The organism is Streptomyces sp. NPDC002793 (assembly GCF_040295485.1).
In the GTDB taxonomy this organism is placed as follows: Bacteria; Actinomycetota; Actinomycetes; order Streptomycetales; family Streptomycetaceae; genus Streptomyces.
Map to the genome: position 1 here is coordinate 302,279 of NZ_JBEOVL010000003.1, position 22,058 is coordinate 324,336.

Sequence of the window (22,058 nt, forward strand, 5' to 3'; positions counted from 1 at the left end):
TGCACGTTCCTTCGTTCGCTGTCTTTCGGGGACGTTCGGTGTCGTTCGGTGTCGTTCGTACGGGAGCCGGCCGGAACGCCCGACGGTCAGAAGGCTGCGGTCGGCCCCTCGTCGCGCCAGACGATGCCGCGGCGCTCGTGGGCGAACAGGTTCTCCACGGCGTGGGCGATCCGCGGGCCCACCTCGCGGTCCAGGAGGTGGAGGGCCAGGTCGAGCCCGGAGGTGACACCGGCGCCGGTGACGACGTCACCGTCGTCGACGACCCGCGCCCGCACGGCGTGGACGCCGGTGGCGTCGAGCAGGTCCGCACCCATGTGATGGGTCGTGGCGTGCCGCCCCTCCAGCAGACCGGCCATGGCCAGGACGAGTGAGCCGCCGCACACCGCTGCGACGGTCACTTCGGGGTTGTCCATCGCCGCCTTCAACAGCGACGGCAGCCGGGTGGTCAGCGTGCGCCCCAGCAGTACCGGAATGAACTCGTCCTGCCGCCACTGCCCGGCCCCGAGGTCCTGGTCCGCTGCCTCGTCGGGTTCGCCGACGAGGCCCGAGGCCCCGGGTACGAGGATCAGGCCCGCTCGTGCGGGGTCGAGGGCGGCCGTGGCACGCAGGGGCAGGGCCCCGGTGCCGCTGACCACCTCGCGCGGCCCTTCGGCCGAGACGAGCTCCACGCTCACCAGGCCGCCGGAGGCGGTGCCACCGGCGTAGAGGACTTCGTACGGAGCGATGACGTCGAGTGGGTCGAAACCGTCGAACAGGACGATCTGGGCGTGCATAGGAGGTCCCCCGGAATCGGGCGGCCCGGTCGGCGCCGGGTTCGGTCACGACGCTAGCCAGCCGCTCCCCTGCCTCCCAGTGGCGTGAGTGCCATACCTCGACGGAAAAGTGCCATTCGCTCTTCTGCCGCGTGTGACCTGGGAAAATGGCGGCACCGACAGGCTCACAGGCCTGGCGGTTCCCCTGTGGGCAGGTACGTTTACGCCATGCACACCGTCGCCGTCCTCGCGCTGGACCAGGTGATCCCGTTCGACCTCTCCACCCCGATCGAGGTCTTCACCCGCGCCCGTCTCCCCGACGGCCGTCCCGGATATCAGATCCGCGTCTGCGCCGAGCGGCAGGAGACGGACGCGGGTTCCTTCACCCTGCGCGCGCCCTGGGGACTGGAGGGGCTCGCGGACGCGGACACGATCATCGTGCCCGGCACCGCCGATGCCGCAGCTCCGCCCACCCCCGCCGTCCTGGACGCGCTGCGGACCGCCGCACGGGCAGGCACGCGCATCGCGTCCATCTGTTCGGGCACCTTCCCCCTCGCCGCCACGGGGCTCCTGGACGGACTACGGGCCACCACGCACTGGATGGCGGCCGACCTGCTGGCAGCCACCCACCCGGACATCGACGTCGATCCCGGTGTCCTGTACGTCGACAACGGCCAGGTCCTCACATCGGCGGGTGCCGCCGCCGGTCTGGATCTGTGCCTGCACATGATCCGCAGGGACTACGGTTCCGCCGTCGCCGCCCACGCGGCCCGGCTGTCCGTCATGCCGCTCGAACGCGAGGGCGGGCAGGCGCAGTTCATCGTCCACGACCACGCGCCGACTCCCCGGGGAAGCACCCTCGAACCCCTGCTCGTCTGGCTCCAGGACAACCTCGCCTCCGAGCTCACCCTCGCCGACATCGCGGCCCACGCAGGGATCAGCACGCGGACGTTGATCCGCCGCTTCCGCGAACAGACCGGCTCGACGCCCCTCCAGTGGCTCCACCGTGCCCGTATCCGCCAGGCCCAGCACCTCCTGGAGTCCACCCGGCACACGGTGGAACGCATCGGCGCCCAGGTCGGATTCGGCTCGCCGACCGCCTTCCGCGACCGCTTCAAGAAGACGACCGGTGTCAGTCCCCACAGCTATCGGCGCGCGTTCAGCTGAAGCCGACGGCGCGGCAGCGGGTTCACGCCACACGGCGCGAACGTGGCGCGATCACGTGTTGCCGCCCCGTTCCGCGACGAGCAGCCTGGTGCGGGAGCGCTCCCATGCCCCTGCGTACCGCAGGTCTGGCCGCGCTCGATCTCCAAGGAACCGCCACCGCGTGCAAGGACCACCGCTGTGCCAGCGCCCCCTTCTCTGGAGCCGATATGTCAAGACGCCACTGGGCCGGGCCACTTCTCCTCGCCCTCCTGCTGACCGCCCCCCTCTCGCTCCCCGCCGCCGCCGCCCCGCCGACCCGCACGGCAGTGGCGGAGGACGCGCCTCCGGTGCCCCTGCCGTCGCTCAGCGCGACCACCACGCAGGTGGCCTCCGGACTGCGGCGGCCGACCGCGATCGCCGCCGCCGACGACGGCACGGACCGGCTGTTCATCACCCAGAAGTCCGGCACCGTCCGCGTCTACCACCCGGACACCGGGCTGGCCCCGAACCCGGTCCTCGACATCACCTCGGCCGTGGACGAATCGGGCAACGAACGCGGCCTGCTCGGCCTCGCGGTCCCGCCCGACTTCGCCGAGAGCCAGGACCTCTACCTGGCGTACACGGCGCTGCCCGACGGCGCGGTCACCCTCGCCCGCTACCGGCTCGACGAGTCCCGTCTGGAGGTCCTGCTCTCGCAGGAGCACGCCGAGCACAGCAACCACAACGGCGGCCAGCTCGCGTTCGGCCCGGACGGCCACCTGTACTGGAGCATCGGCGACGGCGGCGGCTCCGCCGACCCCCTCCGCGCCGCACAGCGGCTGGACACCCTGCTCGGCAAGATCATGCGCGTCGATGTGAGCCGGAGCTGCGGCGAGCTCGCCTACTGCGTTCCCGGCGACAACCCCTTCGTGGGCTCCCCCGGCGCCCGCGAGGAGATCTGGCTGTACGGCCTCCGCAACCCGTGGCGCTTCTCCTTCGACGACGCCGACGGCTCGATGTGGATCGGCGACGTCGGCCAGGGCCGGTGGGAGGAGGTCGACCACATCGCCCCCGGGCAGGGAGGGCTGAACCTCGGCTGGTCCTGCTACGAGGGTCTGGAGAAGTTCCCCGGCGGCGACTGCGTGGCCGGCGAGAGCTACACCGAGCCGGTCTTCACGTACTCCCCCTACACCGGCGGCTGTTCCGTCATCGGTGGCCGCGTCTACCGGGGCCAGGAGTACGCCGATCTGGTCGGTGGCACGTACATCGCCACCGACTACTGCTCGTCCACGGTCTGGGCACTGCGCCCCGACGGCCAGGGTGGCTACGAGCAGGCCGAGATCGGCGAGATGCCCACCCAGGTGACGTCGATCGGGGCGACGGCCGACGGGGAGCTCTACGTGGTCAACGACCTTCCCGGCGGCCTGCACCGGGTGTCGTTCGCCAGGGAGGAACCCACCTGCCGTGTCGACCGCGCCGTGACGGCGTGGGGTACGGGCTCGACGGTCGACCTCACCGTCACCAACACGGGCAGCACCCCCGTGAACGGCTGGACGCTCGAATTCCCGCTGCCCCTCGGGCAGACCGTCGTCTCCGACTGGAACACCGACCTCACCCAGGGAAGCAACACGATCGAGGCGGCCGCCGCCTCGCACAACGCCACGATCGCCCCGGGAGCGAGCATCACCCTCGGCTATCTGTCCGAGCACACCGGTGACGCGTCAGCACCTCCGCGGTTCATGCTCAACGGGGACGCCTGCGCGGTCGGTGACTGAGACCGCCGACGCGCCATGACCCCGTGAGCTCCGCCCGCCGGGAGCGTCCTCCTCCTCCACCTCCTCCCCCGATCGGCTGTACCGGAGGGCGCCCTGGCTGCCCGCGGACCTAACGTGGCCGTCATATGCGCCACCCGGACCGGAGCCGGGCGGGCAGCCCCGTCGTCCGGGGAGCCCGGGCGCCGGTACGGGAAGACGTGACGACATGGCGGGACCCATTCTGATCACCGGCGCGGGCAGCGGCTTCGGCAAGGAGGTGGCGCTGCGGCTCGCCGCGGCCGGGCACGAGGTGATCGCGGGCGTGGAGATCATCGCCCAGGTCAGCGCGGTCCGCGCCGAGGCCCGGGCGCGCGGTGTCGAGGTGCGGGTCGAGAAGCTGGACGTGACCGACCCCGGCGACCGGGAGAACGCCTGGTCCTGGGATGTCGACGTCCTCCTGAACAACGCCGGTGTCTCCGAGGGCGGGGCGACCACCGACATCCCGGAGGAGCGGCTGCGCCGCCAGTTCGAGGTGAACGTCTTCGGGCCCGTTCTGCTCACCCAGGGCGTCGCCCGCCGGATGGCCGCCCGCCGCAGTGGGCGGATCGTCTTCATGTCCTCGGTCGCCGGTCTCACCGTCGACCCTTTCACCGGCGCCTACGCCGGATCCAAGCACGCCGTGGAAGCGTTCGCCGACGCCCTGGACCAGGAGCTCGCGGAGTTCGGGGTCACGGTGGCGACGATCAACCCGGGCCCCTTCCTCACGGGATTCAACGACACCATGTTCGAGACGTGGAAGGAATGGCGCGACGACCCCGCCGACCGTCTCCACGACCACTCCGCCCTCGCCTTCCCGCACGAGCAGTACGACCCCGAACCGGTCTACCGGCGGACCGTCCAGGTCCTCCTCGGCGAGGACAACCGCTACCGCCACCTGCTCCCCGCCGAGATGGAGCCGCAGGCCCGCGAACAGGTCGACGCCCAGTGGGGCCGGCAGCTCAACGACGGCCGCCGCCCAGCCCTCGTACAGAAGGCGTACGACATGAGCCCCGGCATCCCGGCCGGTTCCTGAACCGTCCCCCGCGTCCGGCCGCTTCCCCGGTGCACCCGGCGTCCCCCGGGGACGGGGCAGGCGCGCCCCGGACGACGATCGGGCCGGTGAACGGAACGTTTCACAGATGGCTCCCGGATGAACATCGCCCGGAGAGTTACGACACCGCTGGCAACGGTCCGCACCCACTCGTCACCCTTGGCACCCCTGCCCACTCCTCTCACCGGGCAGGCCAATTCGGGGGTCCTGCGATGAGTGAACAGATAGAGCAGTGGATCGCGATCGTGAGTCTCGCGTTCCCCGTCGGGGCGTTCCTGTGGGAGTTCGCCGTCGTCGGCCGCAAGCGGCTCGGCTACCGGGTGCAGATGGACACCCTGGCCGCCGACGCGGCGGGGAAACCGTACGCCGACGTGCTGGGCGACATGCGGCACGACGGCCACCAGCTCAAGGACCCCTCCTTCGTCCTGCTGCGCATCGAGAACGCCGGGTCGGCCAAGATCGTCTCCGAGGACTACCTGGCCGACCCCGCCGACCCCTACGGCATCAAGGTCACCTTCCGGGACCGCCGGGTCGCGGCCGTCGTCCTCACCGATCCGAGCGAGGAGGAGGTGCCGGACTTCTTCTTCGAGGAGGTGGCGGCGGACGACAACACCGTCCGCGCGGTCGCCAAACCCGGTTTCCGCCGCAACAACAGCGAGGTGGACCGCACGGGCATCGTCCGGCTGCCGAAGGTGACGCTGCCCCGGGGTGCCGAGTACAAGGTGCTCGTCGTACTGGAGCGCTGGCCCGACGACGTCGGCACCGGTGACTTCCCGGACCCCGTCGTCAGCGGCCTCGGCGGACAGGGCCGCTGGTACGACAAACTGCTGAAGTTCTTCCGGCTGAAAGCGACCAGGACCGAGAGCCATGTCTTCGCCTCCCGGCCCGCGTGGGTGGTCATCTGGATCCTGATCGCGAGCGTCGCCGCCCAGGCGTGCTTCACGCTCTTCCTCCGCGACGACCGCCGGCCCCCGCTGGACTGCGTCGGCGGCACCCTCCACCTCCACGGCTCCACCGCCTTCGGATCCGCCGTGCGGGCCGCCGCCGAGGACTACCTCAAGCGCTGCGAGGGGGCGGACGTGTCCATCCCGCTCGCGGACGACACCTTCAAGGGCAGCACCGACGGTGTCACCGACCTGGACCAGGCCGGCAAGAAGGCCGGGACCAAGGCCGGTGGGGGGCTCGGTGACCACATCGCCTTCACCGACGGCCTCGCGTCCGACGGTCACCCCCGGCTGGTCCCCAGACCTGTCGCCCTCGCCGTGTTCACCCTGATCGTCAACAGGGAGGCGGGCGTGGAGAATCTGAGTCCGGCCCAGATACGCGAGATCTTCGCCGGCCGGGTGCGGAACTGGACCGAGGTCGGCGGCAACGACGTTCCCCTCCACCTGATCAACCGAGACCCCGGCTCGGGGACCCGCAGCACCCTCGTCTCCAAGGTCCTGGACGGCAAGGAGCCGCCCCAGTTCACGGTGACCGACTGCGCGTCCCTGAACCCGGCCCGGTACGGGCGCTGCGAGGTCTCCGGCACGGGCACCATGCTGGAGACGGTCGCTTCGACGCCCGGGGCCATCGGCTACAGCGAGGCAGCGGGAGTCGACGACCACAAGGCCGCCGAGCAGCTCGTCGAGCTGAGGATCGACGGCAGGGAATCGACGGCGGAAGGCGTCGAGGACACCAACTACCCGTACTGGCAGACCGAGTACGCCTACACCTACGGTGAGGCCCCGGCCGGCTCCATAGCGGCGGCCTTCCTGAACTTCCTCACCCGGCAGAGCGGCCGGGACATCCTGCACGAGCACGGCCACGGGCTGTGCTCCGAAGCGGGGAACTCGGGAGAGTGCCGGCCGATCTGACACCCTCCTCCTCCTTTCCCGACGGAGGCAGATCCGCACATCGGCGAGCTCGACCCGCCGGCGTGGGGAGAATGCGTCCATGAGACCGCAGGGAGAGCTGGGCGACTTCTTACGCTCGCGCCGGGCCCGCATCCGTCCCGAGGACGCCGGGTTCGCCTCGGGCGCCGGGGTGCGCCGGGTGCCGGGGCTGCGCCGCGAGGAGTTGTCCCATCTGGCAGGCGTGAGCGTCGACTACTACGTGCGCCTGGAGCAGGGCCGCAACCACAGCGCCTCCGACGCCGTGCTCGGGGCCATAGCGGACGCGCTGCGTCTGGACGGGGACGAACGCGCCCACCTGTTCCGGCTGGCCCGACCCCGCGCGGGGGATGCCGGCGGCCGGGAGGAGAGCGGCGAACCGGTCCGGGCCGAGGTCCGGCGGCTCCTGGACTGGATCAGCGCACCCGCACTGGCCATCGGGCGCCGCATGGACGTCCTCGCCTGGAACCGGCCGGCCGGCAGGCTCATCACCGACTTCGGCCGGCTCGCGCCACGCGAACGCAACCTCTGCAGGCTGCATCTCGTCGACACGGAGATCGGCAGCCGTTACCCGGATCGCGACCTGATCGCCCAGGAGGTCGTGGGCCACCTGCGGATCGCCGCGGGCATCCATCCGGACGACCCCCTGCTGTGGGAACTGGTCGACGAACTGAAGCAACACTGCGCGGAGTTCGTCCACCACTGGTCGAGACACACGGTGCGCACCAAGTCCTACGGCGTGAAGCGCGTCAACCACCCGGACGCCGGCCCGCTCGCCCTGACGTACGAGATCACGCATTTCCCGCAGGACCCGGAGCTGAGCCTGCTGGTGTACACGGCGGCGCCCGGCACCGCGGAGGAGGCCGCGCTGCGGATGATGGGCGAGGGGTGAGCGGCTGCGGCCGGGCGGCGGACCGGCCGGCGCACGGGCAGCGTCCCCGAGGGGGTACGGGCGTACCCGGGTTCGCCGTACCCGGGAAGCGGCGACCCGGGGACCGGGCCGCCCGGGGGACGACGGGGTGGCGGGACGGCGGCTGAGCGCCGCCCACGATGGAGCGGCACCCGATGGCCCCATCGTCCGTACTCGGAAGGACCCCCGATGCGTCTCCTCGTCTCCGTCGCCGCCGCGGTGGCAGCCGGTTCCCTCGCGCTCACCCATCCGACGGCTCCGACGCCACCCGACCGGTACGTGGTGCCCGGCGACCGGGCCTTCCCCACCGGCCTGGCCCACGACCCGCGCACCGGCCACTTCTACGTGGGCAGCGCCGAGGACGGCACGCTGCGGCGCGGCCACGTCGACAGCCCCACCACGACGGTCTGGTCGCCGGACGGGCGGGACGGCAGGACGTTCACCGCGGGCATGGCACTGGACGGCGAGGGCCGGCTGTACGTCAACGGCGGCCCCACCAGCACCCTGCGCGTCTACGACACCCGGAAGCGCGTCATGCTGGCCGAACTGGACGGCGTCGCGGGAGGTTTCGTCAACGACGTGGCGCCGGCCCCGGACGGCGCGGCCTATGTCACCGACTCCTTCGAACCCGTCATCTACCGCGTCGCCCGGGAGGACGGGCGCTGGGAAATGGAGCCATGGCTCGACGTGAAGGCGGCCGGAATCGGCTGGATCGACGGGGAGCACAACCTGAACGGCATCCTGTCCGTCGGGCGCCACCTCCTCGCCGTACAGAGCAACACGGGGCAGCTGTGGCGCATCGACCCCGCGACCCGTGAGGTCGTCGAGGTGGACCTCGGCGGGTACCTCCTGCGCAACGGGGACGGTCTGGCCTGGGGCGACGGCCGGCTGTTCGTCTCCCAGGGCAACCTGTTCGACACGCCCGGCACCGAAGCCCAGGTGGCCGTCGTGACCATGAACTCCGACCTGACCCGGGGTCGCTACGCGGCCGGACTCGTCCCGCCTCGAGGGCTGCGGCATCCCAGCGCGGTGGCGCTGACCGGAGGCCGGGAGGAACGGCTCCTCGTCGTCAACAGCCAGTTCGGCCGCTGGTCCGCCGGCCTGCCGCCGGAGACCCTCCCCTTCACCATCGCCTCGCTCCGGGTGCCCGACGGCGGACCGCGAGAATGAGACAGTCCCGGCCTCTCGGGATGAATCCAGATATTCGAGCAGCGCCGCCCCTGAAGCCTCCACGGAATGTACACAGCCACTGTCCAAGGATCCGGACTCCGCCCCATGTGCACGCCTTGGCGAGTTGCTAGCTTGGCTTGAAGCCGTCCCGTCCGCCGGGCGCGACGGGACGGGACAGGTACGCGGGGGAAGGACTGCCCATGGCATGGGACGAGTGGGAACAGCTGAAGGCGGAGGCCGCCGACCGGCAGTCGACTGGGATGCAGCTGAACCAGCTCGACCCCGGAGGCGGCGGTTCCGCGGCTCTGCCCGGGCAGACGGGCGATCTCAAGGTGGGCCACAGCGATCTGGCGAAGATCGGCAGCCAGGCGCACGAGCTCTACGACAACCTCTGGGACAAGGCCCGGGTGGCCGTCCCCAGCAGCGACAAGGCCGCCGGTGACCTGAGCGGTCAGGGCTTCGCGCTGGGCGGCGGCCTCAAGCACGTGTCCAAGCGGTGGGACGAACAGCTGAAGTCGCTCATGGACGCGTGCGCCCACATCTCCAACCACATGCAGGTCACCAAGAAGGTGCACGCCGGTGACGAGCACTACATCCAGCGGCAGGTGAGCAGCATCGACGCCCTGGATGCCGGGTTCGACGAGCGGGTCGGCGAGCCGGGCAAGAAGAACCCGGCGTACGAGCCGAAGAAGTAGCGGCGCGACCACAGACGTACAGGAGAAACGACACCTCATGGATCTCGACGCGCTGCGCTTCGCCAACTTCACGACGCTCAACGACGCTGTCTCCGACTGGAACCTGCTCGTACGCCACCTCGTCGAGCTGAAGAGGCAGGCCGAGGACGGACTGCACAAGGCCGCCAACACGGCTGACTGGGCCGGCCTGAACGCTCAGGTCACCAAGGAGTTCGTCGGCAAGACCGCCGGCGAGTTCGGCGATGCCCACACGCAGGCCAACACCATTCACAAGATCCTCAGCGACACCCGGGACGAGCTGCGGCAGTACAAGAAGGATCTTGAAGCCGCCATCAGCCGCGGGCACAAGAAGAACCTGACCGTCACGAGCAACGGTGACGGCGGTTTCACCGTCACCATGAACATCCACCCCGACCGGGCCGCGAAGGGCACGTCCGTCCCGGAGCACAGCGAGGGCGATGTCACCGCGCTGCGTGACGAGGTGCAGGGAATCCTCAAGAAGGCCACGGAGAGCGACGAGACCGCGAGCAAGGTACTGACCGCGATAGCCGATCAGGCCACGATGGGATTCTCGGACGCCGACTACAAGGACCGCGACTCCGCGGCAGAGGCCGTCCAGGCGGCGGAGGACCTCGCCAGGATCGCGGCGAAGAAGCCCGAGGACGTCACACCGGCCGACTTCGACAAGATCAACGAAGGCCTGGACAAGTACAAGGACGACCCGCTGTTCGCCGAGCGGTTCGCCACCCAGCTCGGGCCCGAGAAGACCCTCGAATTCTGGCAGGGCATCAACGACCCCGCCGTGAACCCGCACGTGGGACGCGAACGGCTCGACAAGCTCGACGACCTCCAGCGCAATCTCGGCCTGACGCTCGCCACCGCGACGCAGAGCGACTCGGCCGACATGACGAACTGGAAGAGCAACATGATCAGGCTCGGCGAGCAGCCCATCGGCCGGGACGGCGGCGGCCCCATGGGCTTCCAGGTCATGAGCAACCTGATGCGGACCGGCGACTACGACGACCAGTTCCTCAAGAGCTACGGCACCAAGCTCATGGAGACGGAACGCAAGCTCACGGGCAACGGCGAGCACGACAACCTGGCGTGGCAGCACATGGGCATGGACACGTGGCTCAACCGGATCGGTGACGACAGCGGCGACGACCCGCTGGCCGGATACCTCAAGGGCCTGTCCAACAGCCCGGACGCGGCGACCGACTTCTTCAACGAGGGGTACGTCTCCAAGGACGACTCCCCCTTCGAGCGCGACACGGACGGCAACGGCAAGAACGGGAAGGTCCCGCTCTCCAACTTCCAGTACCTGTTCGAGGAGCGGGAGTGGCCCCAGGAGAGCAACCTCAAGGGCGACGACGACAACACCGGCCGCAACAACCTCGCCCTCGCCCTGGAGGCCGCCACGACGGGGCACCCGGCGGGCGAGCTGCCGACGGCGGACACCCCGGCCCACAACGACGAGCAGACCAAGCTCTTCGAGTCCATCGTGTCCTCCGTCGCTGACGACAACGAACGGCTCACGAAGCACAGTTACATGTCCGACAGCATCGGACAGATCACCTCGGAGTACCTGCCGGACATCAACCGGGCCATGACCGACGACCAGGACGAGGACACGAACCGCCTGTTCCCCGTCGCCGGGAGCTCCGCCACGCTCAACCACCGTGACGTGAACGCCCTGCTGGTGACCGTCGGGCAGAACCCCGAGGGTTACGCGGCGGTGGAGGTGGCCAACAAGGCGTACATGGCGAACCTCATGGACTACCACATGAACCCGGACCTGCCGGCCGACGCGCGCTACTCGAACGACACCCAGTTCGCCATCGAGCAGATCGCCCACGGTTCCGGCGAGGTGTCCGGGACGCTGGCCATCGGCCGCCAGGAGGCCGTCGCCGGGCCGGCCGAGGAAGCCGACAAGAAGTTCGACCAGTCCGTGGGGCAGTGGAAGAACGCCGTCTCCGGAGGCATCGGCACGGGGATCGGCGTCGGTACGTCGTTCATCGCCAGCCCGGTCGGCGGCGCGGTGGCCGGAGGCGTGGCGGGGACGGCCAGCAGCATGGTCCTCGAAGCCCTCTTCCAGGACGCCGAAGGGCATGCCAAGGACGACGCGGGCTCCGTCATGGGCGAGAAGTGGGAGAGCGGCCTCGACCAGAACGCGGGGTACACCGAGACGGCCGTGGAGAACGCGGCGAAGGCGCACAAGCGTGACGACCTGTTGGACGACAGCATCGACGAGAAGGCGCGCGCGGCCGCCCAGGAAGGGTTCCGGGCCGCGGGTACGAACACCGACTTCATGTCCCCGCACCTGAAGACGGACATCTGATCCGACTGTCCGGGAACGGCGCCCGCCGCGTCGTCCCGTCCCGACCTCGAAAGGCTTCTCGCGTTGTCTGTCCGTGGATCTCTCCGGCGTCACCGGTTCATCGGCACACTCGTCTCCCTGTCGGCCACCGTCGCCCTCGCCTCCGCCCTGTCGGCGTGCGCCGGCGACGACGCGCCCGAGAAGGCGTACACCGTGCCCACCTCACTGTGCGGGATCACCGTGGACCCCGCGCTGGTGAAGGCCGCGCTGCCCGGCGGTGACTCGCTCTCCTCGGCCGCCGAGAAGCCGAACGGGGGAACGATCCGCTGCAATCTGTCCGTGGACGGCAAGGCGGCCCTGAGCCTCGTCCAGGCCTGGTGGGGAGAGGGGCAGAGCACGGCGGCGGTCTCGCAGGGATACGCTGACACGGACGACGGGACGTTGTCGGAGGACGAGCGCTTCGTCCACACCGGGAAAGCCGGCGTCGGCAAGACCGTTTCTTCGTGCACGTCGTCGGACCATCCGGAGCAGGACCTCTACACGGTGGTCCAGGTCCGCGACTCGGGCGTCGACGACCGGGCCGCCATCGAGAAGCTGCTCATCGACTACACCGAGGCGGTGGAGGGGTCGGCGGCCTGCGGGTGACCTGGCCGGGCGGTGAGGAGCGCTCTTCACCCGTGCCGACGGGGCGTGTTCGGCACTGACAACGTCACCCGCGCCGTCCGGTGGTGCGGGCCTTGAGGTGGGCCCGCTCCCCCTGGGCGCCGAACAGGACGAGGAGTTCCACCGTCCGTTCGTCGTCAGGGCCGAGCCGGTGCGGCACGTGGGTGTCGAACTCGGCGGCCTCCCCGGGCTGGAGGATCACGGTTCTGTCGCCCAGGAGCAGGCGCAGCCGGCCGGCGAGGACGTAGACCCACTCGAAACCCTCATGGGTCTTCGGCTGCGGTTCGGTGCCGGGCCAGGGCGGGATGAGGAGCTTGTGGGCCTGGACGCCGCCGGGCCTGCTGAGCGGCACGAAGGTCATGCCGTTGCTGGTGACGGGCCTGAGGTGGATGCGGGGATCACCGGTACGGGGTGCGCCGACCAGTTCGTCCAGCGGAACCCCGTAGACCTCGGCAAGAGGGAGGAGCATCTCCAGGGTCGGTTTACGGTTCCCGCCCTCGAGGCGCGAGAGCGTGCTCTCGTTGATCCCGGTCCGTCCGGCGAGGGCGGCCAGCGTCAGCCCGTGGCGCTGTCGCAGCTCCCGCAGGCGCGGCCCGACCGCGGCCAGTCTGTCCTTGCCAGGGGTACCCATGCCCACCAGCATGCCGAAACGGCATGGATCCTTGCAACCATGGCAGGAGGGTCGCAGGGTCGGGTCCGGCGGCCGCAGAGACGCACAGGGGCCGCCACCACCCGACCACCCCGCACCCGAGAGGCCCACACGTGACCAGTGCCAACGACTCCGCGTCCTTCTGGGAGAACCACTACGCCGGCATGGACGCCCGGTGGGGCATCGAGCCCAACACCGTCCTGACCGGCCTCGTCACCGACCTGGCCCCCACCCCTGGAACAGCCCTGGACCTCGGCTGCGGACACGGCGGCGACGCCCTCTGGCTCGCCTCTCGGGGCTGGGACGTCACCGCCGTCGACGTGTCACGGACCGCGCTCGACCGCGTGGCCTCGGGCGCCGCCGTCAACGGTGTCGCCGACCGGATCCACACGCTGCGCCACGACCTGGCCGAAACCTTCCCCGACGGCACCTACGACCTGGTGACCGCCACCTACTTCCACACCCCGATCGCGCTGTCCCGTGCACAGGTCCTGCGCCGGGCCGCCCGGGCCGTGTCCTCCGGCGGACTGCTGATCGTGATCGAGCACGCCTCCGTGGCCCCCTGGTCCTGGCAGGCCGGCCAGGACGTCCGGTTCCCCACCCCCGACGAGGTCATCGCCTCGCTCCAGCTGACCGACGCCTGGCGCGTCGAACGGAGCGACGCCCCCCAGCGCATCGCCACCGGCCCCCAGGGCCGGACCGCGACCGTCACCGACAACATCGTCGCCGTCCGGCGCACCCGCTGACAGACGCCACCGCAGCCACCGTGTGAAAGCCTCCGGACCGGCTGGACCCGGCCTCACCCTCTGCTCTGACCAGGCAAAACAGATGCGGGAGGTGAGGTTGCGGGGATGTGGGGAAGAAGGTGCGGCAGCCGATGGGAGGTTGCTGTGGTGGGTAGAGATCTGGAACTGGGCGAACTGCTGGCAGCTGCTGAGGCCGCGCCGCCCGGTGAGTCCGTCGAGGTCGTGGCGCACGACCTGCAGAAGCGGTTCGGCGCGGAGTGCGTGTCCTTCCTGTTCGTCGACCTCATCGGCGAACGGCTGGTCCGGCTGACCGCGGCCGACGGCTCGGCCCCTGGCCCCGACGAGCCGATCGAGTTGCGGGGGAGCGTCTACGACCATGTCCTGCGGAGCCAACGCCAGCACGTGGAGACGGACGGGCAGGGAAGCCTGCGCGTCATCACTCCGGTCACCAACCGGGGCGACCGCATCGGCGTCCTGGAGGTGACCCTGCAGGCCGGCGGTGACACCGTGCTCCGACAGGTGCGCGACGCGGCCCACGCGCTGGCCTACATCATCGTCACGGACCGCCGTTTCACCGATCTGTACCACCTGGGCCGACGCACCACCCGGACCAGCCTGGCCGCGGAGATCCAGCACCAGCTGCTTCCCTCGGCACCCTGCTGCGAGGCCACCGAGTTCACCCTGGCGGCGGGGCTGGTCCCGGCCGACGACATCGGCGGCGACACCTACGACTACACCCTCGACCGCGACACCCTGCACCTGTCCATCACCGACGCCATGGGCCACGACACCGACTCCGCCCTGCTGGCCACCTTGCTCGTCGGAGCGCTGAGACAGTCGCGCCGCAGCGGCTGCGACGCCCTCGCCCAAGCCCATCACGCCCACCGGTCACTGCTCAGCCACAACCGTGGCCTGGCCACCGGGCAACTGCTGTGCGTCGACCTCGACACCGGCCTGTGCGAACTGGTCAACGCCGGCCACCCCCGGCCCCTGCGCCTGCGCGACGGCACCGTCGAGGAGATCGAACTCGCCGTCAGCCTGCCCTTCGGCGTCGCGGCCCCCAGCACATATCACCTGCAGGAGCTCCAACTGCTGCCCGGGGACCGCCTGGTCCTGCTCACCGACGGCATGCAGGATCGCTGTGCGGCCGCGGTGGATCTGCCCTCGGTCATTCACAGCACCGGGGCGCTGCACCCGCGAGAAGCCGTCCGCAGCCTGACCGGGGCGGTGCTCGACGCCTGCGGCGGCAGCCTCAAGGACGACGCCACGGTCCTGATACTGGACTGGCACGGCGATCCCCGCCGAGCGACCCCCACCAGACCGGCCCCGCCCCGCTGACGCCCGCCCCGCCCGGCCATGATCGGCTTTCGGGGATCAGCTCGGTGAACAACCATGGGAGACACGCCACAACTGTCCGGAGGCGTCACATGATGGCTGTGCCGCGGCTGAGGGCGAACCCGCCGCCGGAGAGAGCTGTTCTTCGTGCTCCAGCAGGTGATTCCGGCCTGCCGACAGACGTGGCCGGTTTGACCGGATGCCGCCTCCGCTTTACCTTTGGACCTGAATGGAGGCAGCATCCGTTTGGTGCTGCAGCAGGACCACCGGAGGCAGGAAGGCGCATGAGCGTGAGTGAGCAGCCAGGGCGCAAGCCCCGCGCGGATGTCCAGCGCAACCGCGCGGCGCTTCTCGAGACCGCGCAGCGTCACTTCCTGCAGTACGGGGTCGGCACCTCGCTCGAGGCGGTGGCCAAGGAAGCGGGCGTGGGGCCAGGCACTCTGTACCGGCACTTCCCCACCCGGGAGGCGCTGCTCGCGGCTGTCCTGCAGACACGCTCCGAGGAGCTGGTGGCTCGCCAGGCGGACATCGAGCGCCTCGGTGACGCCGCCGAGGCGCTGGAGCAGTGGCTGCGGGCGATGGAGGAGTACTTCAGCGCCTTCAGCGGGCTGCCGGACCCGCTCATGGCCGCGGCCAGGGCCCAGAAGCCGGACAATCCGCTCACGATCCCGTGCGACATCCTCATCACCGCCACCGATCAGTACGTGGAAGCGGCGCAGAGCGCGGGGCACGTACGCGCGTCGGTACGGGGGAACGACCTGTTCCTCGCGGCCTGTTCCGTCGCCTGGATCAAGGGCACCGGCATGGAGGAGGAGTCGCTCGACCGCCTCCGCGCTCTCATCGCGAGCGGCTACCGCGAGCGGGACGTCCAGGCGTAAACCGCCAAGCACCCGCCCCGCACCCCTCAAGCGGCTACCCCGGTCATTACGTGTGCGCTACCTCCAGGCACAGCACAACCCCTTGAAGGACACATCATGAAAATCACCGTTATCGGCGCTGGTGCCATCGGTGGGAACCTAGCCGCCAAGCTCGCTGCGGCCGGCCACGACGTCCAGGTGCCCAACGCCCGCGGCCCCGAGGCCGTTCGGGCGGAGGTGCTGGAGTCCGGGGCACGCGCGGCGGACCTCGCCGACGCCGTCCAGGGCCGCGATGTCATCGTCCTGTCGATCCCGTTCGGGGTCGCGGACCAGCTGGCGGAACTGTTCGCGTCGGTGCCCGAGGAGACGGTGGTCATCGACACCTCGAACTACTACCCCGGCATGCTCGGCGAGCCGATCAAGGCGGTGGACGACGGCCAGGTGGAGAGCGTGTACACCGCCGAGCTGCTCGGCCGCCCCGTGGTCAAGGCGTGGAACGCCGCCCTGGCCGAGACCCAGCGGGCCAAGGGTGTGCCGGCCGGAACGCCCGGCCGCCTCGCCATCCCCGTCGCAGGCGACTCCGAGGAGGCGCGGCGTGTGGCTATGCGGCTCGTGGACGACACCGGCTTCGACCCTTACGACGCCGGCACCCTGGCCGACTCCTGGCGCCAGCAGCCCAACAGCCCCGCCTACTGCACCGAACTGACCCTCGACGAGCTGCCGGCGGCCCTGGCCGCGGCCGACCGCGTCAAGGACGTGGCCGTCCGCGACAGCCTCCCGGAACGCTTCGCCACCCTCCCGGCCGCCCCCACCGTCGACGACGTCGTCGAGATGAACCGCGCCGCCCACCGCTGAGTCACCCCACGCCGCTCTCGTGCACGCGACGGCACGAGGGCGGCAGCCCAGGGGCCCAGGCAACACACACAACGACACTGGGTCCTGACGCGAGCTCAAGCTGTCACTACGGGTGGCGATGTCACTGGCACGCCCCGCATCGTCACGGCGCGCATGCCCCTGGGCCACGCGTGGGCTCGGCGTGCGCGCGGATCACCGAGTTACCCACCGGATGCCCGGGCCGCTCGGTCGGCGAAGCCGATTGCCGCACAGGTGTCACCGCGGTGCCGGGCGACGAACACCTTGCGGACAAGGGCATACGCGGCCACCGTTCAACCGAGAGATTGGGGCCGAGAGCTTCCGCGGCGACGAGCGACGAAGCCGCGGCGTCCGGTGACATCGTCGTGATCACGGTGCCGGTCAAGGCGTTCCCCAGCTTGCCCGCCGCGCCACTGGCCGGGAAGGCGGTCATCGACACGTGCAACTACGTCGCCGGTGCGGAGTCCCTGGCGATCGACAGGCAGGAACGCTCGCCCACCCCAGGCGGCGGTGGCCGAATCCGTCGAGTCCATCGGGTACAGCGTGGTGGACGCGGGGTCGCTGGCCGACATTTGGCGGCAGGCGACGGACACGCCGGTGTGGGGGATCCCGTACGGACCGACCTCTGACGAGAAGGGCCGGCAGGTCGGCGGACGCCATCCGCGCGGCGCCGGCCGCCGCGACGCGGTAACCGCAAGCGCCCGTTCCGTGCGCTCGGTGGCGTCCTCGATGACCAGGCGCCTGGTGGGGGGCCGGCCAGTTGCGCGGCGGACCGCTCGGTCCTCTCGGGCGGACAGGACGTCCGCCCGAGAGGAGCGAACCCAAGTTGCGCCGGTGGCGCCCTGCTCGGTGTCGATCACCTCCCCCCACAGGGAGCGTCGTCCTGCCGGGACAGTGGGTCAGCCCGAGATCCGGCGTGGTCCGGGGGCTGTGTCGGGACGGGGTTCTTCGGCGATCCACCGGGCGAGAGAGGCCAGTGTGGCTTCGGCACTGTCCGCCATACGGTGGCGCAGCGCGTCGAGGTCGCCGCGGGTGGTGCCCAGCACCGGGTCGAGGCGGAGGAGTTGCCAGGATTGCTGGACGAGGGTTCCGCGCCCATGGGGTCGGAAGGTCCAGCCCCATCGCACGATGCCGTTCGCGACGCCGCCGACGACGAAGGTGAAGGCGGTGCCGGGGTCGGCCCGCTCGATCTGGGAGCGAGTGGTCCAGTCCCTGCCGTCCCTGTGGTTACGGCCGCTGAACCAGGCGCCGGCTCGGGGCCCCGCGCCCTGGTCGAAGGCGACATCGGTGGCGTCGGGGCTCCATCGGGGAATCGCGGACACGTCACTGACGAGGTCGTAGACCCGGGTGGGGGTGGCGTCGACCCATGCGCGTCTGGTGAAGGCGAAATCCGCCGCGTTCAGGGCATCGAAACGGTCATGTGCGCGGATCGCGGTGCTCAAAGGATGCTCCTGAATGGGTGAGTGGGTGCGGTCAGGCCCACCTCATCGCAGCTCGGGCCACGGAGCCAGACCCGGTGCCGCCTATCCACGGCGGGGGGATGTTGCGTGCTTCGGGCCGCCCCATGCTCGGAGCCATGAGCGGGAAGTCCTGCCCGTCACTCCTGACCGCCCCGTCGTCGTCCTCGTCCAGCTCCGGCGAGTCAGGATCGCGCAACGGGCCGCCCCCGGCTCAGGGTGACTGCGGGGCGACGTGGCGCAGGCCGTCGAAGAGGAGGCCGGTGATCTGCCGGGCCTCGACCACCCAGCCCTCCGTGGCGCGCATTCCGCAGACGCCGCCCAGGGCGCGCAACAGGGTGGCGCCGGTGACGTCGCCGCGGACGGCGCCGGCCGCGCTGCCGGCTTCGAGCAGCAGGGAGAGGGCGTTGGCCATACGAGTGCGTGCGTCGTCGAAGACCGGTGAGTCCGTCGCCATGATGCCCTCCAGAACACTCGACATCCCCTTGCCCACCGCCGCGTGATCCACCAGCAGCAGCAGGAAACGCCGCAGCGCCTCCTCCGGGGGGTGCTGGTCCAGCAGGTCGCCGGGCGTGGCGCACAGGTCGTCGACCTCTTTGCGGTAGACCTCCTCGATCAGCGCTTCGCGGGTTTCGAAGTGGCGGTAGAGCGTTCCGACGGCGACGCCGGCGCTGCGGGCGATGTCCTCCACGTGCGCGTCGGCGTCACCACCGAGGAACGCCTGGCGGGCCGCGGACAGCAGTGCCTCGCGGTTGCGTCGCGCGTCGGCACGCAGCGGGCGTGATGCCGGCAAGAGAACCTCCATAAAGTGAGTCCGGTTCCGTTTACGTGTAGCGTATCCGGAGTCAGGTTCATCTTACGGAGGAGAGATGCCCATGCCCATCACGGACTACAGCCTCGACGGCCTTCGGGTACTGGTCACCGGAGGCAGCCGGGGCCTGGGCGCGGCGACCGTGCGCCGCTTCGTCGCCGCGGGCGCGACCGTGCTGACCGCCTCCCGCAGCCGGCCGGAGGAGGACCGCGGTGCCACGTTCCTCGCGGCGGACCTCTCCACGCAGCAGGGCGTGGCCGAACTCGGCCGCCGCGTCGTCGAGCAGGTGGGCGGCGTGGACGTGCTCGTGAACAACGCGGGCGCAGCGAGCGCCCCGGCGCCGACCCTGAGCCGGTCGGACGAATCCTGGCAGGCGGACCTGGAGACGAACCTCCTCAGCGCCGTGCGCCTGGACCGGGCCCTGGTGCCGGGAATGGTCGAGCGGGGCTCCGGCGTCGTCGTGCACGTCTCCTCGATCGCCAGCCAACTGCCTCAACGCACCGAGGCGTCCTACGCCGCCGCCAAGGCCGCGCTCAACACCTACAGCCGCGAACTGGCCACCGAGGTCGGCGAGAACGGGGTGCGCGTGGTCTGCGTCCTGCCCGGCTTCGTCGTCACCGACGGTGCCACCGCCCATCTGAAACACATGGCAGAGAAGCAGGGCATCACCACCGAAGAGGTCACACAGCAGATCGTGGACCACCTGAAGGTCCCCATGGGCCGTCCCGGAGATCCCGAGGACGTCGCCGAGATGATCGTCTTCCTCGCCTCCGGCCGCGCGAAGTGGCTCACCGGAGCGCAGTTCCGCGTCGACGGCGGCATCATCCCGACCGTCTGAACAACCACCGACAGCACGAACAGGACGCCCCCATGCCCATCACCCTGGCCTCCGTGATCATTGACGCCGCCGACATCGAGAAGGAAAGCTCCTTCTGGCACCGCCTGCTCGGCGGCTCCCTCACCCTTTCGCCGAGCCACCACTTCGTTCAGGCCCCAGGCCTCCCGGTGATCGTCGTCCAGTCGGCCCCCGGACACACCGCCCCGAACTGGCCGGACGGCTCCTCCCAGCAGATGCACCTCGACTTCCGCGTCGACGACCTCGCGACCGCCGACCGCACGGCCATCGAAGCCGGCGCCACCCGACTGCGGCCCACCGACGAGGCCACCCCGGAAACCCGCACCGGTAGCCGCGTCTACGCCAGCCCGGCCGGACACCCCTTCTGCCTGCGCTCGACCTGAGCCGGTCGCCGCCCACCGGAGCCGCGCCTGTCGTCAAAGTCCGAGAACGGAGTCAGGCGCGCTGTTCACGCCTCCAAGGGAGACGCGTCCCACCTGTGAAACCGCACAGAGACGGACATTCATAGCCTGCTGAGTCCTCTTTCATCCGCCTCGATCCCCGGCCGCGGAGGTTCGGTGCGGTACGCACCGCACCGAACCTCTACGGGGCACCCCCCGCGCCGCGCCAGTACCGATCGACCACGCGCTCCCCGCGACCGGGGTTGTGTGAGAGATGTTGACTTCACGGGGCCGGAAGGCAGCGGGCGCGGGCGGCACGAGACGTACAAGATCGGCGCCGTCAGGGCCCACGTCCCCCGGCATTCCGAGATCGCGCCAGGGCACCACGCCGCCTCGTGTGCGTTCACGCCGAAGTCCGTAGCTCAGATCGTCGGGCTCTACCGACAAGGTGACCGCCCGGTCGGACAGGTCGTCAGAAGCTTCGACCTGACCGAGACTGCGGTGTGGGACCGGGCCGTGTCCGCCCCGAGCCCACGGGAGCGACCAGGAACTTGAACGTCTCGTGGTCCAGGTGGCGGCGCGGGAGCGTTCACAACCCTCTCACGGACACGGAACTGGAAAAGGCCCAGGTCACAGCCACGTAAGGCTTGCCGCGCCTACCCCAAGCGCCACGTTCGCTGCACCGACCGAGAGGCACATGAGGCCGCATCCGGGCCGTTCGATCACGCCCCTCAACCGCACTGAGCGGAAGTCTCGCTTCCGGCCGGCAGGCCGACCAGAGAATCTGAGACATCGGCCGGCCGAACGTCCGGCACAACCATCAGTAACGGTTCGTCGAACACCACCGAAGACTGCCGCAGGCGCGGGTCGAGGAGCGCACCGCCCAACTGTGCCCGCTTCGAACGCCGCCAACTCCGCACAGGGCGAAGTCCGTTACCACCATGCCCGTGAGTGATCATTCCCGAGTTCGCGACGATCACGCTCATGGAGCGGGTCGGCCGCGAAAACGGCGAGGTCACCACACCAACTGAGCCGCCCGACGGGCTCTGCCGCACCCCAATGCCACCGAAGGCTGAACCGCATGGCCGTCCGGAGGCGGATTGCGATCAGCCGCACAGGGATCCTATCTGTACGTTATCGTGTACGTCATGAAGACGATGAGTGTCACCGAGCTACGCGCGGGCCTCGCCGACGCCCTCGACGCGGTGGAGAACGACGCCGAGGAGCTGGTCATCACCCGGACTGGCCATGAGCCGATGGTCGTCGTCTCGCTCGCCGAGTACGAGGCACTGAAAGAGACGGATTACCTGCTGCGGTCGCCCGCGATGGCCGAGCGCCTGCGCAGGTCCATCGAGCAGGACCGGGCCGGCCAGGGTGCACTTCGCGAGCTGGTGGATCCCGATGACGAGGCCGGGCGGGGCGCCGCGTGAAGGTGCTGTTCGTCGACGACGGCTGGAACGATTACCTGTGGTGGCAGGGGAACGACCGCAAAATACTGAAGCGCATCAACCAGCTGATCGCCGACATCGACCGGGGCGGCCACGAAGGAATCGGCAAGCCCGAACCGCTGCGGAACGACCTCTCCGGCTACTGGTCGCGGCGCATCAACTCCGAACACCGACTGGTGTACCGCATCGATGAGAACACCATCATCCACGTGGTGGCGTGCCGCTTCCACTACGAACGGTGAACCAGGCGCATACCCATGGGCCATCCATGGTCGCTTGACCTACGTGTCCGTTCGCAC

The 22,058-nt window shown here is 70.1% G+C and carries 22 protein-coding genes; 18 read left to right on the top strand and 4 right to left on the bottom strand.

Features of this window, described 5'->3' with window-relative positions:
* Positions 1-86: 86 nt before the first annotated feature.
* On the bottom strand, positions 87-773 hold the full coding sequence (locus tag ABT001_RS04700) for a DJ-1/PfpI family protein (RefSeq protein WP_351272344.1): 687 nt from the start codon (positions 771-773) through the stop codon (positions 87-89).
* A gap of 207 nt (positions 774-980) precedes the next feature.
* On the opposite strand from ABT001_RS04700, the gene ABT001_RS04705 reads away from it, so the two are divergent.
* The 9 genes from ABT001_RS04705 (at position 981) to ABT001_RS04745 (ending at position 12,329) form a co-directional block, all read left to right on the top strand.
* Positions 981-1,919, top strand: a complete 939-nt coding sequence (locus ABT001_RS04705; RefSeq protein WP_351272346.1) for a GlxA family transcriptional regulator — start codon at positions 981-983, stop codon at positions 1,917-1,919.
* A gap of 206 nt (positions 1,920-2,125) precedes the next feature.
* On the top strand, positions 2,126-3,652 hold the full coding sequence (locus ABT001_RS04710) for a PQQ-dependent sugar dehydrogenase (protein ID WP_351272348.1): 1,527 nt from the start codon (positions 2,126-2,128) through the stop codon (positions 3,650-3,652).
* Positions 3,653-3,857: 205 nt separating this feature from the next.
* A complete protein-coding gene (locus ABT001_RS04715) occupies positions 3,858-4,703 on the top strand; it encodes an SDR family oxidoreductase (protein ID WP_351272350.1) in 846 nt (281 codons plus the stop codon).
* Between the two features lie 230 nt (positions 4,704-4,933).
* A complete protein-coding gene (locus ABT001_RS04720) occupies positions 4,934-6,577 on the top strand; it encodes a substrate-binding domain-containing protein (protein WP_351272352.1) in 1,644 nt (547 codons plus the stop codon).
* 79 nt (positions 6,578-6,656) lie between these two features.
* Complete coding sequence (locus ABT001_RS04725; protein ID WP_351272355.1) at positions 6,657-7,484, top strand: helix-turn-helix transcriptional regulator; 828 nt, start codon at positions 6,657-6,659, stop codon at positions 7,482-7,484.
* A gap of 207 nt (positions 7,485-7,691) precedes the next feature.
* Positions 7,692-8,672: an SMP-30/gluconolactonase/LRE family protein gene (locus tag ABT001_RS04730; protein WP_351272357.1), complete on the top strand. Its 981-nt coding sequence runs from the start codon at positions 7,692-7,694 to the stop codon at positions 8,670-8,672.
* Between the two features lie 200 nt (positions 8,673-8,872).
* Positions 8,873-9,367 carry a hypothetical protein gene (locus ABT001_RS04735; protein WP_351272360.1) on the top strand — a complete coding sequence of 165 codons (495 nt, stop codon included), beginning with the start codon at positions 8,873-8,875 and terminating at the stop codon, positions 9,365-9,367.
* A gap of 37 nt (positions 9,368-9,404) precedes the next feature.
* A complete protein-coding gene (locus ABT001_RS04740; RefSeq protein ID WP_351272362.1) occupies positions 9,405-11,705 on the top strand; it encodes a hypothetical protein in 2,301 nt (766 codons plus the stop codon).
* Between the two features lie 63 nt (positions 11,706-11,768).
* Positions 11,769-12,329 (top strand): hypothetical protein, encoded by a 561-nt coding sequence (locus ABT001_RS04745; protein WP_351272365.1) that lies wholly within the window; start codon positions 11,769-11,771, stop codon positions 12,327-12,329.
* Between the two features lie 64 nt (positions 12,330-12,393).
* Here ABT001_RS04745 and ABT001_RS04750 read toward each other — a convergent pair whose 3' ends face one another.
* On the bottom strand, positions 12,394-12,978 hold the full coding sequence (locus tag ABT001_RS04750) for a helix-turn-helix domain-containing protein (RefSeq protein WP_351272368.1): 585 nt from the start codon (positions 12,976-12,978) through the stop codon (positions 12,394-12,396).
* Between the two features lie 131 nt (positions 12,979-13,109).
* On the opposite strand from ABT001_RS04750, the gene ABT001_RS04755 reads away from it, so the two are divergent.
* The 5 genes from ABT001_RS04755 to ABT001_RS04775 all read left to right on the top strand — a co-directional run bounded on the left by ABT001_RS04755 (position 13,110) and on the right by ABT001_RS04775 (position 17,436).
* Positions 13,110-13,742, top strand: a complete 633-nt coding sequence (locus tag ABT001_RS04755; RefSeq protein ID WP_351272371.1) for a class I SAM-dependent methyltransferase — start codon at positions 13,110-13,112, stop codon at positions 13,740-13,742.
* Between the two features lie 144 nt (positions 13,743-13,886).
* Positions 13,887-15,080, top strand: a complete 1,194-nt coding sequence (locus tag ABT001_RS04760) for a PP2C family protein-serine/threonine phosphatase (protein WP_351272373.1) — start codon at positions 13,887-13,889, stop codon at positions 15,078-15,080.
* Between the two features lie 281 nt (positions 15,081-15,361).
* Positions 15,362-15,955, top strand: a complete 594-nt coding sequence (locus ABT001_RS04765; protein ID WP_351272376.1) for a TetR/AcrR family transcriptional regulator — start codon at positions 15,362-15,364, stop codon at positions 15,953-15,955.
* 96 nt (positions 15,956-16,051) lie between these two features.
* The gene (locus ABT001_RS04770) at positions 16,052-16,789 is read left to right on the top strand and encodes an NADPH-dependent F420 reductase (RefSeq protein ID WP_351272379.1); all 738 of its coding nucleotides are present in this window, start codon (positions 16,052-16,054) and stop codon (positions 16,787-16,789) included.
* Between the two features lie 263 nt (positions 16,790-17,052).
* Positions 17,053-17,436 carry an NAD(P)-binding domain-containing protein gene (locus tag ABT001_RS04775; RefSeq protein ID WP_351272381.1) on the top strand — a complete coding sequence of 128 codons (384 nt, stop codon included), beginning with the start codon at positions 17,053-17,055 and terminating at the stop codon, positions 17,434-17,436.
* Between the two features lie 270 nt (positions 17,437-17,706).
* On the opposite strand, the gene ABT001_RS04780 is transcribed toward ABT001_RS04775, so the two are convergent.
* Together ABT001_RS04780 and ABT001_RS04785 are read right to left on the bottom strand one after the other, a co-directional pair.
* On the bottom strand, positions 17,707-18,249 hold the full coding sequence (locus tag ABT001_RS04780) for an SRPBCC family protein (protein WP_351272383.1): 543 nt from the start codon (positions 18,247-18,249) through the stop codon (positions 17,707-17,709).
* 229 nt (positions 18,250-18,478) lie between these two features.
* Positions 18,479-19,057, bottom strand: coding sequence for a TetR/AcrR family transcriptional regulator (locus tag ABT001_RS04785; protein ID WP_351272386.1), 579 nt, complete (start codon positions 19,055-19,057; stop codon positions 18,479-18,481).
* Positions 19,058-19,139: 82 nt separating this feature from the next.
* On the opposite strand from ABT001_RS04785, the gene ABT001_RS04790 reads away from it, so the two are divergent.
* From ABT001_RS04790 to ABT001_RS04805, 4 genes are all read left to right on the top strand, one after another.
* Positions 19,140-19,913 (top strand): oxidoreductase, encoded by a 774-nt coding sequence (locus tag ABT001_RS04790; protein ID WP_351272389.1) that lies wholly within the window; start codon positions 19,140-19,142, stop codon positions 19,911-19,913.
* A 32-nt stretch (positions 19,914-19,945) separates the two neighbouring features.
* Positions 19,946-20,314, top strand: coding sequence for a VOC family protein (locus ABT001_RS04795; RefSeq protein ID WP_351272391.1), 369 nt, complete (start codon positions 19,946-19,948; stop codon positions 20,312-20,314).
* 1,145 nt (positions 20,315-21,459) lie between these two features.
* Positions 21,460-21,741 carry a type II toxin-antitoxin system Phd/YefM family antitoxin gene (locus tag ABT001_RS04800; protein ID WP_351272393.1) on the top strand — a complete coding sequence of 94 codons (282 nt, stop codon included), beginning with the start codon at positions 21,460-21,462 and terminating at the stop codon, positions 21,739-21,741.
* Positions 21,738-22,001 (top strand): Txe/YoeB family addiction module toxin, encoded by a 264-nt coding sequence (locus ABT001_RS04805; protein ID WP_257849240.1) that lies wholly within the window; start codon positions 21,738-21,740, stop codon positions 21,999-22,001. The genes ABT001_RS04800 and ABT001_RS04805 overlap by 4 nt, the downstream gene beginning before the upstream one ends.
* Positions 22,002-22,058: the final 57 nt, after the last annotated feature.